This window comes from Candidatus Phycosocius spiralis (genome assembly GCF_030158815.1).
GTDB classification, from domain to species: domain Bacteria; phylum Pseudomonadota; class Alphaproteobacteria; order Caulobacterales; family Aquidulcibacteraceae; genus Aquidulcibacter; species Aquidulcibacter spiralis.
In genome coordinates, this window is the sequence record NZ_BPFZ01000006.1 from 89,735 (window position 1) to 102,011 (window position 12,277).

The 12,277-nt window shown below is 49.4% G+C and carries 9 protein-coding genes and 1 tRNA gene; 2 read left to right on the forward strand and 8 right to left on the reverse strand.

Going from position 1 to position 12,277, the window contains the following annotated elements; all coding sequences use genetic code 11:
- Positions 1–300 precede the first annotated feature (300 nt).
- Positions 301–1,221 (forward strand): GAF domain-containing protein, encoded by a 921-nt coding sequence (locus tag PsB1_RS06205; RefSeq protein WP_284359803.1) that lies wholly within the window; start codon positions 301–303, stop codon positions 1,219–1,221.
- A 533-nt stretch (positions 1,222–1,754) separates the two neighbouring features.
- Here PsB1_RS06205 and PsB1_RS06210 read toward each other — a convergent pair.
- From PsB1_RS06210 to PsB1_RS06235, 6 genes are all read right to left on the reverse strand, one after another.
- Positions 1,755–2,873, reverse strand: coding sequence for a hypothetical protein (locus PsB1_RS06210; protein WP_284359804.1), 1,119 nt, complete (start codon positions 2,871–2,873; stop codon positions 1,755–1,757).
- Positions 2,874–3,100: 227 nt separating this feature from the next.
- Positions 3,101–4,255 carry a hypothetical protein gene (locus PsB1_RS06215; protein ID WP_284359805.1) on the reverse strand — a complete coding sequence of 385 codons (1,155 nt, stop codon included), beginning with the start codon at positions 4,253–4,255 and terminating at the stop codon, positions 3,101–3,103.
- 122 nt (positions 4,256–4,377) lie between these two features.
- A complete protein-coding gene (gene radC / locus PsB1_RS06220) occupies positions 4,378–5,070 on the reverse strand; it encodes a RadC family protein (protein WP_284359806.1) in 693 nt (230 codons plus the stop codon).
- A gap of 9 nt (positions 5,071–5,079) precedes the next feature.
- On the reverse strand, positions 5,080–5,910 hold the full coding sequence (gene map, locus PsB1_RS06225) for a type I methionyl aminopeptidase (RefSeq protein WP_284359808.1): 831 nt from the start codon (positions 5,908–5,910) through the stop codon (positions 5,080–5,082).
- Positions 5,911–5,951: 41 nt separating this feature from the next.
- The gene (locus PsB1_RS06230) at positions 5,952–7,181 is read right to left on the reverse strand and encodes a dicarboxylate/amino acid:cation symporter (RefSeq protein WP_284359809.1); all 1,230 of its coding nucleotides are present in this window, start codon (positions 7,179–7,181) and stop codon (positions 5,952–5,954) included.
- A gap of 129 nt (positions 7,182–7,310) precedes the next feature.
- Entirely contained in the window at positions 7,311–8,522 is a 1,212-nt protein-coding gene (locus PsB1_RS06235) for an ATP-binding protein (protein ID WP_284359810.1), read from the reverse strand.
- Between the two features lie 199 nt (positions 8,523–8,721).
- Here PsB1_RS06235 and PsB1_RS06240 point away from each other — a divergent pair.
- Positions 8,722–8,806 (forward strand) — tRNA-Leu (locus PsB1_RS06240).
- A gap of 80 nt (positions 8,807–8,886) precedes the next feature.
- Here the strand turns inward: PsB1_RS06240 and PsB1_RS06245 are convergent.
- Both PsB1_RS06245 and PsB1_RS06250 read right to left on the reverse strand, forming a co-directional pair.
- On the reverse strand, positions 8,887–11,055 hold the full coding sequence (locus tag PsB1_RS06245; RefSeq protein ID WP_284359811.1) for a S8 family serine peptidase: 2,169 nt from the start codon (positions 11,053–11,055) through the stop codon (positions 8,887–8,889).
- 151 nt (positions 11,056–11,206) lie between these two features.
- On the reverse strand, positions 11,207–12,238 hold the full coding sequence (locus PsB1_RS06250) for a complex I NDUFA9 subunit family protein (RefSeq protein WP_320412720.1): 1,032 nt from the start codon (positions 12,236–12,238) through the stop codon (positions 11,207–11,209).
- Positions 12,239–12,277 lie beyond the last annotated feature (39 nt).

The window sequence follows — 12,277 nt, forward strand, 5'->3', positions numbered from 1 at the left end:
TGGTCGGGATGGAAAAACAGGACCTAGCCCTAACTCGTGGGTGAATCTAATATGCCAGTTCTGCCTAAGAAACGGACTAATTCGATAGATACATCCACTAGGTGTGCTCTTGGTCTAGATATGCTTAAATCCAGCATGCCATATCGAAATTAATTTGAAAGACAAATTTGCAATTTTTGAACTATCATTGTACTAATTTTATTGTGAGCATGAATTGATCAGGTAAATAATTCAGGTAAACGCCATAACTTTATTTTAAATAATTCATGAAATCTTTCAACTCAATGATTGGGATGAAAGATGGCAGCTCCAATACCGTTTAACGAAAAACAACGCTTGGCGGAACTACAGGATTTCGAGATACTCGATAACTTGCCTGATCCTGATTTGGACGCGCTTGTCGCGCTGGCATCTAGTATATTACATGTTCCCATCGCATTGATTTCATTGGTCGATCAAGACCGCCAGTGGTTTAAAGCCAAACTTGGATTGGAGGCATGTGAGACCGACCGTCATTCTGCCTTTTGTGCCCATGCCATCTTAGATGATGGACCCCTACTGATCGAAAATGCAATGGAAGACCCAAGATTTGCTAAAAATCCATTGGTTGTGGGACCGCCCTATATTCGATCCTATTTTGGTTTTCCCCTTGTGGTGGGACCAGAGCTTAGGCTTGGAACCCTGTGCGCCATCGATGTGCGCGTGCGCTCCATCACCGATCAACAGATCGTTCAGATGAAAGCATTAGCACAGCTTGTAGTAAATCAGATGAAGATGATGCGGTCAGCACGTGATGCGATCATGCTGGCGTCTGCCCATGAAAGTCTTTATCGAGATGCCGATCGGGCCAGAATTATTCTGGAGACGATGACAGAAGGGGTATTAATCAAGGACCGAGCTGGCATGGTGGTGCAAGCCAATCCTAGCGCCTGCAAAATTCTCGCCATAAGTCACGATAAGCTCATTGGTATGAAGCTTGATGATGCTGGTTGGCTGCGCTTACATGAAGATGGTTCACCCTATCCATTCAATGATAGCCCCGTAAGTGAGGTTCACCGCACAGGTAAGGCGATCACTAATGTGGTAGTGGGACTTCAAGACGAGGTTGGAGGCTTCAAATGGTTGCAAATGTCGTTTAGTCCATTATTTGAACCTCTAGAAATAAAGCCTTCTTATGTAATAATGACATTCTCAGATATAACTTCATTGAAATCCCATTGAATAACTTGACCTCCATTGCTAACGCAAACCCTTGGCTTGGTGGGGATATCACGCATCATAGCGCCTGAATAAGGGGATAAGCTTTGGAATTAGGCCCTCTAACGCTTTAAGGCTCGAACCTAAACCTCGCCTTGATGTGCTTTGAGCCTATGGCTTTTATGTTACATGATGAAAGTAGGAGAGTAGATGGGTTGTCGCCGAAGCCAAGAGACGCCCACCCCCATGACATTAAGCTTTCCGTTTAGTGTGCCTATCAAGTTAACTACCAATAAAAAATATAGAAATAGCAGACCAATTTAGCTTTGTTTTGCTGGAATCTATCACTCAGCTTCACAAGATGAGGTTAAGTAGTATTCGAATCAATCAATCTGTGGAATATTGTAAGCAGGTATTCGTAAAGGATAGAGCTCATGATAATTTTGCAGCAGTGGCGAAACCAATCTCACAGTGCCAAGTCTATTTTTCACTTGACTTTCCTATATTTGTATTAGGCCGGATACACCCCCCGCATTTTGAATATGGCTAAGTGTGGCCTACCAAGAAACCATTGTAACCCGCTTTGGGGCAAGACCGCTTTCAAATTCACGTAAGATATCAACAAATTCCATCACATCGATCTTGGGTTCTTTTTCATTTTTGAAGCGATAATTCCAAAAGGATGAAATGTGGGAGATGATGCCCATTGAATGGCCTAGCTCAACAAAGAGCAATGGCGCGTCAAGCAGAAATTTCCGAAATGCCGCAGTATTACCTTTATCCACGAGGTCACGAAAGGCATCATCATAGAGCGCCAAAACCTGTTGACAGCCCTTAGCGCTATCACGGATTCTTTCGCGGATGGTTTTCTTGAGGTCATCTATTTCTTCACGAATGTTTTTATCCATGCGCCCTTTAATCTTAATGGCATCCATTTCTGAGCTGATCTTGTTTAAGCTATGAATGGTTTCTGAAAATTGCCATTTATAATAGATAAATCCCTTCCAACTAAAAATGCCTTGAGTGAATTTTTCTCCCTCTAACCCTAAAGTCATGCGTAATGGGTCAAGCCGAGAATCAGCATTGGTTGACAACAAGGCGTCAGCTAGTTTTTTGACCAAGTCAGGCGATATCGCACCATCCTTGCTACCAAAGGCCATTGCAATAAGGGGGGCCATTTCTTTGCTGGTAAACGATTGCATGCGGGCATTATCCGCAGGTGAAATGGCAAAATAGCAGTCTGCTGGAAAATGTTGGTGCCTTCTTAATTGCTCCCGCACCAAAAAAGGGTCGAGGGATGGTAAGTCGTTAAGCATTTCAAGGATGTCAAAGTCCTTTTGGAGTTCTGTCTCAGTGGCGCCTAGCACCTCGCATAAAGTTGCCTTCCAGCCTTGCTGATGCACGAGTATCGATCGCCCCCCAGCCTTTAAGTCTTCGCGATCCAAGGGGAACATGATTTTTGTTCCCACAGAAATGTCTTCACTTAAGAGATATGTTTCATCACTGCGAAGCCGATGTTTGATCACAATTGAACGGTTGAGCAAGGCGTCGAAAAAGAATGGTTCGGAGGTGCGTGAAGCATCATCAGCAAACATCGAGGCAACCAAATGCAAATTGAGTACGCGACTGGTTGAGGCCGTCGATGTGAGAGCTGCTAAACTTCTAATGCCAGACATTTGGTCTCCCCGCCAAAACAATTCTGTAGGTGATTTCCCATTGGTCTTGCATGGTTTAAATGTTTAGCCACTAGCAGATTGAGATTTGGTAAACCTTACCCACCTTTGATCAATAACGTTGTGTGCCAGTATTGTTGGTCTGGTATTAATGGTTTGGTATTGAGGGTCTGGTGTAAGTGATTTTGAAAGATCGTCAATAGATGGATCATGATATCAATTGCAGTCGCTTATTCCCACTCATAATCACGTGGGGCTAAGCCTAGTTCAAATTCTTTCAACAAATCAAGAAACTCTTCCACATTAACGATTTCTGTTTGGGTGGGTTTGAATTGATGTTGCCAATAAGAAACAATGTGAGAAATCACACCCATTGCATGGCCTAGTTCAATGAACAGATTTGGGGCTTCAAGTAAGAAGTTACGAAATTCACCCGCATTCCCATCCTTGGTCAGTCCGGCTAAGCCCTCATCATAGAGAGACATGATTTGCCGGACCCGCTTGAGAGATTCATGCACCCTGTCGCGAATAACAACTTTCACGTCGGTGATCCGCTTTTGAGTAGCGGCATCGATGCGACTTCTAATTTTCATCTGCAACATCTGTTTGGTCACACGCGTCATTTCAGACTGTGTTTCTGCTAATTGCCACTTATAATACAAAAACCCTTTCCAACTGAAAATCCCACGCTGAAATTGTTCACCTTCAAGGCCGAGCGTCGCTTGCAAAGGGGCTAGGCGATGATCCGCATTGGTGGCAAGAATAGCATTACTCATCTTCTTGACTAATTCAGTACTTGCCGAAGCCCCATAGGTTTGGCCACCAGATACAGCCAAAGTCACCAATGAACGAATTTCTCCATAGGCAAACTTTTCCAACCGCATGGCGTCATAAGGTGTAATTGCAAAATAATCGTCGGACGGGAAGTAGCTATTTCGCTTTAATTCTTCTTTGACCAAAAAAGGATCAAGCGAGGGCAAATGATCTAAAAGATCTAGAATTTGGAGATCTTGATCAAGTTCAATCGTATCCTTACCCAAAAACTCCTGCATCGCATTGAGATAGCCAATTTGATTGACAAAGATCGAACGACCGCCAAGACGCAGATCTGCACCATCTAGGGGAAAAATAATTTTAGTGGCAACCGCGACACTGGTGTCGAAAAATTCAACTTCATCGGGTCTGGGCCGATGCTTGGTTATAATCGAATGATTAAGGCGCGTATCCTGAAAAAAAGGCGTATGAAGTTTATCGCTTGCTCGTAAAGCTGCATGATCTACTGCATTGAGATTGAGAACACGGCTTGTGGATGCAGTTTTGGCAAGTGCAGCAAGACTGCGCACCCCACTCGACCTAGATTTGTTCAAAAATGAGCTATAGTTCATTTCGTATATACCCAATAGTAAGTTTGTATTTGAACTTACTTTATTTTATTTATGTTGCTTAATAATATAAAGTCGTATACGAAACAAAAGACTTGTTATTATTATATTTTATTTTCTTGACTTTATATTACCCCTAACGCCTTAAGGCTTCGTGTATCATCTGCACCAATAATTATATGATCAATTACTGAAATGTTAAGGGGTTTTAGTGCATTGATAACGTCGCGGGTGATTGCAATATCTGCTGGTGATGGTGTTGAGTCGCCTGAGGGGTGGTTGTGTGACAAGATAACCATACTAGCTGATAGTTCGAGGGCGCGCCTTGCGATCTCGCGGGGATAGACAGGGGCGTGATCAATCGTACCCTCTCCCATTTTTTCATCAAGAATGAGGCAGTGTTTTTTATCAAGGAACAAGACGCGAAACTCTTCACGCTTTGCACCAGACAGCTTGAGTTTGAGATAAGACAATACACTAGACCAAGATCCAAGCAGTGGTCTGCCTGCCAGTTCGCTGTGTTCTGCCTGGATTTGGAGAGCATGAATGGCCTTGAGATGAACAGCCACAACTTGTCCTACGCCATCAACCCCTAGGATTTCCTGGTAAGGAGCCTTAAGAACTCTTGCGATGGAACCAAATCGTGCAAGTAAACTTCGTGCTAACTTTTTAGTATCCTGCCGCTTGATGACGCCGAACAATAAGAGTTCCAATAATTCATGATCAGCTAGACTGTCTGGTCCAGTCCGAAGAAACCGATCACGTAGTCTAGTTCTGTGGCCTTCAAGATGGGTTGTGGATGTATTGTTAATACCCATGCGCCCTCATTATGAATCAGACAGAGTGTGGGGTGTGTCTAAACCAAGTGGGGATAGGGTGAAAATCTCGCAACCATCCTCAGTCACACCAATTGAGTGCTCAAACTGGGCCGACAATGAACGGTCGCGTGTGATGGCGGTCCAACCGTCTGGCAGGATAGATACCGAATGCTTGCCCAAATTGACCATAGGCTCAATGGTGAAAAACATACCTGGGCGAAGCTTTATGCCTTGGCCGGGCTTTCCAAAATGCACGATATTGGGGTTGTCGTGAAAAACCTTACCCAAGCCATGTCCACAAAAATCCCGCACGACAGAACATCTTTGGCCTTCAACAAAGCTTTGAATGGCATGACCAATGTCTCCCAATGTTGCGTCAGGTTTGACAGCCGCTATGCCGCGCTGCAGGCTCTCCCAAGTTACATCCATCAATCGACGTGCCTTACGCGACACCTCACCAATCGCGTACATGCGTGAATGATCGCCATGCCAACCATCCACAATGACAGTCACGTCAATATTAGCAATATCACCAAAGCGAAACGGGCGCGGCCCCGGTATGCCGTGGCAAACCACATGGTTCAATGAAATGCACGTTGTGTGATTATAACCGCGGTAACCTAAACAGGCGGGAATCCAGCCATGATCAAATATATAGTCACGCGCCAATGTGTCGATCCGCTCTGCTGTCACCCCTTCTTTCACCTCACCGACCAGCATGTCCAAAACATCAGCTGCGGCGCGCCCAGCAAGGCGCATACCAGCAAACGCTTCGGGGCCATGTAACTTGATGGCATGATCGTTTCGGCTATCGGGTGCGGTGTCTGCATCTATATACATAAATCCTTTATAGCCGTGAAATCACCCTTTGGGCAGGGGGTCTATGCTCTTTGCCCTGCGGCGTCATCATCTTGGCGTGCGACGGTGGCTGTAACCGCCATATCCATGGTTACATTACCTAAGGTACGAAAAATGTCTGGGACGGTCTCAACCGCAACCAATAATGCTAAGGGTTCAATTGGGGCTCCAAGTGCTAGGCAGATGGGGGCAATAGAACTGATAAAGCTGATAGAGCCGGGCAAACTCACCGCGCCCAAAGTTGTGATCGCACCTGCCGCAATACCCAAAGCCATTTGAGCAGGTCCAAGTTCAATCCCAAACCAAGCAGCAATATAAAGCGCCACGCCAACATTCATTGCAGGGCCCGTTGCGCGAAAGATCGCCACTGCAATGGGTAAGATCAAGTCGGCCTTGGCAGCAGGCACACCAAGCGCCTGCACACCTTTGAGCATGGCAGGCAAGGATGCCAAAGATGATTGGGTGGAGATCGCGACCGCTTGAGCCGGTATTGCAGCTTTAAAGAAGGTGCCAAGCCCTTGGCGTGCGCCCACAACCGCCATCACAAAAGACAATGCCCAAACTATCAAGCCTAAAGCCGATAACACAATCACATAATGGGCCAGTGCTCCAAACGCTTCGGCCCCAGCTTTGGCTCCGACGACAAAGGCCAAGGAAAACACCCCAATCGGGGCCAGCGCTAAGACCCAGCCAATCATCAAGACCATGGCTTCCGCCACTGCTTCAAAAAAGCCAGTTACAGGCACCCGTTTTTCCAATGGCAAGCGGGTCAAGGCAAAGGCAAAGGCGGCGGTAAAGATAATCAAGGGCAAAATGGCATCATTGGCCGCTGCCGCGATCGGGTTGGTCGGGATCATGGCGCGCAAAAAATCACCCAAGGGCGGAACCGGGCCGGGCTTTTCAGTGATGCTCAGCGCTGCCCGCAAAGCATCTGCCGAGCCATCGGGCATTGGAAACACGCCAAGGATCAATGGGATCATCACGGCGGCCAAGATGGAGGAGCCCCATAGGATCGCCAGCATCGTCCCCACGCCCCGCGCCGCTAAACGACCCGCCCGCGCCGCAAGGGCGGTTTGGGCAATCCCCGTGATTAAAAGTGCCACCACCAACGGCACCACCGTCATACGCAGGGCGTTGAGCCATACCGAACCAATCGTATCGGCACCCGATTTTATGGCTTCAATCTGACCAAACCCAATCCCCGCCAAGAGACCCAAAATCAGTGCAGCAAGAATAAAAAGGGCTTTGGTCATAGTGGGGCCTTTGGGATGGGGTGTGTGTCAAAAAATAGAAAAGCCAATCTGGCGGACCTTAAGGGCAGCCGCAAGAACAAGGTGAGCCTTCCCCAAACGATAACGAAAATGCTGTCCTGTCAAATCCCTTCACGACGATCGCGCAAATGGGCCCGCGACGGTCGATTTCACCGCCTGCATAGCAGACAATAGGCCATGTGCTTGGACGCCCCCCTTCATAGGGAAGCTTTCGGTACCATTATAAACCACGATACGGTTTTCTATGCCCAGATCGTCGCAAGCTTGAAGAAAGCCGCGCCCAAACTGCGCTGTCGATGAGCGCTTAATCTCGATGGCAATCGCGGGCTTTCCGGCCACTTCAAAGATGAGATCAATCTCTGCCCCTTGGCTGGTTGCATAAAAATAAGGCCTTGCGCGCGCCCCAGCGGCACCAATTAGGGCATCAATGACATGCCCTTCCCAGCTCAGGCCAATAATGGGATGGCCCAACAAATGCTCCAGCGAGCCAATTTCAAGGAGGGCATGGACGATTCCGCTGTCGCGAACATAGATTTTGGGCGACTTAACCAGTCTTTTCTGGACATTGCTAACCCAAGGCTGAAGGCGGCGTATCAAAAGCAGGTCCACCAGAAGGTCAATATAGCGGCTGATCGTTGGGGCGGAAACGCTCAAATTGGTGGCTAGTTTCGATGCATTTAATAGCGTGCCTTGACCATTGGCCAGCATCGTCCAAAGTCGGCCTATCATTTCGCTTGGCAAGCTTGGCGCAAAGAGCGGAATGTCTCTTTCGAGGTACGAGCGGATAAAATTTTCGCGCCAAGCAAGGCTTGTTTGGTCATCAGCGCTGAGCAAGCTTTCGGGAAATCCACCGCGTAGCCAGAGTTGGTCGAGCGCCAGGCCATGATCATGGGCTTCTTGAGGTTGGATTGGCGATAGTTCAATATAGTGAACCCGGCCCGCCAGGGTTTCTGAAGATTTTTGAATGAGATCGAGTGACGCCGACCCAAGCAGTAAGAACTGCCCAGCATGTTGTCCGTTTTGACGGCCTTCATCGATCAACCACCGTAATTCCTCAAACAAGCGAGGTGCTCGATGAACTTCATCGATAATGGTTAGGGCTCCAATACGATGACGCAGATAGGTTTCTGGATCAGCGAGCTTACGCAGATCACTGCCCCGTTCGAGGTCAAGCAAGAGAGCGCTTTCACCTTTCTCAAGCGCAATTTGCCGCGCCAGCGTTGTTTTCCCAATTTGACGGGCACCCAGCAACACGACTGCTGGAGCGCGATCAAGTGCCGTCAAAATTCGGCGAAGGGCTTCGGGGCGCTGTATTTTTACCATGTAAATTGAATATCAGACGTTTAATTTTCATGCAAGATAATTCGGAAATCCTGATCATCGTGGGCTAAACGTGGGCCATGCGGCGTGAAAGCCCACCGCCCGTGCACAAACCCAGCCAATTACATCACAGCACTCTTGCCCAAAAAGCTTCAATGCCGCACAACGCGATCCCAGAGAGATCATAAGTCAAACTGCTTATGGGGACGTGGCGAAATAGGTAGACGCACCGGACTTAAAATCCGTTGGAGCAATCCGTGCCGGTTCAAGTCCGGCCGTCCCTACCAAGCTCTGGGCTTTAACAAAATACCCCACGATCGGCCATGCCAATCGCGGGGCTTGTGGTTTAAGGGCTTGCCCTTTGGCGTTAGAAGCTGGACTGATAGCGCACCATGATCGCTTGATCATCCTTGCCTGCGATACCATCGGCGTCCGTGCGCGACAGTAGGGCGAAGGCCAGTGCTGAATCATCCCCTAAAGCGCGCGTATAGACCGCTTCAAAGCGCTGCTCTGGCGTTTTAGAGGCAAGATGAATGCTGCGCCGGGTCATGATGGGTGCGCCCGTTTCTGGATCAGCGCCGGTTGCCAAGAACAGGTTCATCGCGCCACTTTTGCTGGTTAGAGGCGTCCCGAACGCGAGGTCGAGTTGGTCGCCTTGGCTGAAGAGGTCTTGCTGGGCTAAGCCAATGGCAAAGGCTGTGGCCTCAGACGTGGTCATGTCGGCGATGAGGCTGGCGGCAGAGCCTTCTTGGCCAGCGGTTGTCGCATAGGTGAAACGCGCGCTGAGCGAGGTTTTGGGAGCGAGTTCATAGGCCATATCGCCTTGGAAGGAGACAGTACGGGCTTGACCCTTCAAAGCGAAGAGGTCGCGGCTGACGTCACCCAAGCGGCCTTGTTCTTCTTGGATCGCCGCGATGGTGGCCCCAAAGCTGATGCGTTCAAAGTTCTGGCTGATCCCAGCTTCAAAGCTAGCGGCTTGGCTGGTGGCCTGTGGCGCCCAATTGAGGCCGCGTTGGTTGTGTTGATTGGCTTGCAGGCGGGCACCAAAGGTAACGACCAGCGTGTCATTCAAATAGGTTTGGCCCGCAACGCTGGCCGCATTGCCCTCAAATAGCGCGCTATAATCTGCAAAGCCCATCAAGCGCGCAGCGGGTGCGGAGCCCGGTTTTAACGCGGTCCCCAAAATGGGGGAGGCTTGGCCCAAGGATAGGGCCCAAGATTGGCCGTCATTGCCTTCAAAATGCAAGCCACCTGACAGATTGTCGCCTCCGTCTGTCGTGGGCCCAGCCACCAAGGATAAAGTGCCGCGCAGGCTTGTCACCTTGGCTACCGTCTTTTGCATGCGGTTAGTCAAATTGCCCGCTAGCACCGAGACGGCATCTGGCCGGACATCTCGGCTTTGCGCCGCAAAGTCATAATTGAAGTCGCGGCCAAAGGCGTCAAACACCACGCCCTCAAACGCGCCTTGGCCCGCTGCCAGTGATTTAGCACCAATTGTAACTGCCCCACTTGTTGAGGGGGCTAAAGCCAAAGGTGTGGTCCCTGCTGAGCTGACAGTGGAAACGGTGCCCACAGGCAAAAGCGCTTTTTCAAGATTGAGCAGGCCGCGCCCATAAATCGGGTCAATGCCTTTTGCGCCAAGGTCGGTGGCTGTAACAAAGAGGATTTCGGCCACTTTGGGCGCGGTCAAATAAGGCCAAGCACTTTTGACTACGGCCGCAGCACCCGCAACCACAGGAGCTGCCATCGAGGTTCCACTCATGTAAGCGTATGCATTGGTAGCCGTAGGAAAAGCGCCGATGAGATTTACACCTGGGGCCACCAGATAAAAATTCATCGCATCGCCCGCCCGATTAGAAAAGTTTGCGATCACATTATTGGCGTCCACCGCACCCACGGCGATGATTTGCCCTTTTGCCCAAGCTTCAGAAGCATGACGGGCAGGCCAGGCTGGGTTGGCCTGGCCTTCATTGCCCGCTGCAATCACCATCAAGAGGCCCGCTTGCTGCGCCCCTTGCAGGGCAGTGCGAATTGTCGGGCTCATCGATGAGCTGCCCAAGCTTAAGTTCATGACAAAGGCTTTTTGGCTTGTTGCGTAATTAATACCGCGAGCGACGTTTAATTCAGAAGTTGTAGAGCCCTGAAAAACCTGAATAGGAAGGATATTTGCAGCAGAAGCTGTTCCAACTATACCCACACCATTGGCACGTGCTGCCGCCAAAGACGTCACATGGGTACCGTGGCCAACGGTATCATTTACGGCGCCAACACCTGTTTGATTGGTAAAGGCGTTAAAGCCGCCAACAATAGCACCGGTAAAATCGATATGATCGCGGCGAAGGCCAGTATCGATCACCGCTATGGTCACGTTTTTGCCCCTTGACGACCAAGGGCGCGGCTTAAATGCACCAACGCGCTGCGCAGCACTCGACCATTGTAGCTCTTGGCCAGTAGGTAATGGGACAGATTGTGCGAGGACACCACCTACAGGAGAAAGGCCAGCCAAAGCAGACAAAACCAACACGTGTCTTTTCATCGTAACTCTCTCACTAAAAAACAAAGATGAGGGTTAGATAAGGATGAGTTCTTAAAGGGTGGTTTGGAAATAAAGGCGATAAAATCTCTAAATGGCCACACCAAATTTATTCAAACCAAGTTCAAATGATAGGTGATCAGCCAGACATTACTTAGACGGGTTTATGCTTGGCTTGAAACTGACCATAGGGCTTAAAGCGGTAGAGATAGGTTGGAACAATGGCTTCCACGGTCTCAAGCTCATGCATGCCTAAATCAGCAAATGTGCGCGCGCCTGCGGAAACCACATTGTCGGTCTTAAGCATTATCACCTGATCATCGGTCAAGGGCGGACCGCCAAAAGGATAGAACTTAAAGATCGTGTTGAGCACAGCCCCCAAAGGCTGAGCAATAAAAAACGGCAAAGGAGCCAAGAAGCGATGGCGTTCGATTTGCTCTAATATATAGCTCAAGATTTCCTTGAAGCTGTAAATATTCGGCCCACCTAATTCGTAAGTTCCTCCACCTGTATCCAAGCCTTTAACAATGGCTTCAGCGACATCGCCAACATAGGCTGGCTGAAATCGGGTTTTGCCGCCACCGATTAAGGGTAGGGCTGGCGACATTTTGGCCATGGCGGCAAATTGGTTATAAAAATTATCTTCCGCGCCAAAGATAATCGACGGGCGCATAATTGTGGCCGATGGGATGGCTGCCAACACCGCCTGTTCAGCTTGCCCCTTGGTGCGTCCATACTTGGAGGGGGAGTTTCGGTCCGCCCCAATGGCAGAAACATGGACATAGCGCCTAATGCCCGCCTTGGCTGATTGGCTGGCAACAAGACTCGCACCCGCCATTTGGGTCGCTTCAAAGGTCTGTTTGCCGCTTTCAAACAAAATACCAACCAGATTGATCACCCCGGTCGCACCTTCTAAGGCGCGTGCGATACTGTCCCCATTGCGTACATTGGCTTGCACCAATTGGATCTGCCCAACATCGCCCATCACGCGCAAATCTTGACCTAGATGAGGGCGACGCATCGCAACGCGTACACGTTTGCCCGCTTTAGCAAGGGCGCGCACGACATAGCGGCCTACAAAACCAGAGCCACCAAATACGACGATCACATCTTGCGTCATGACATTCCCCTCAACATCGTGTTCGCATAGCCGCTTAGGGGCTTGTTTGTCGAGGGTTTGGGACATGGTTACAGCTTTGCGCAGCCTAAGATTTGCTGCACACCC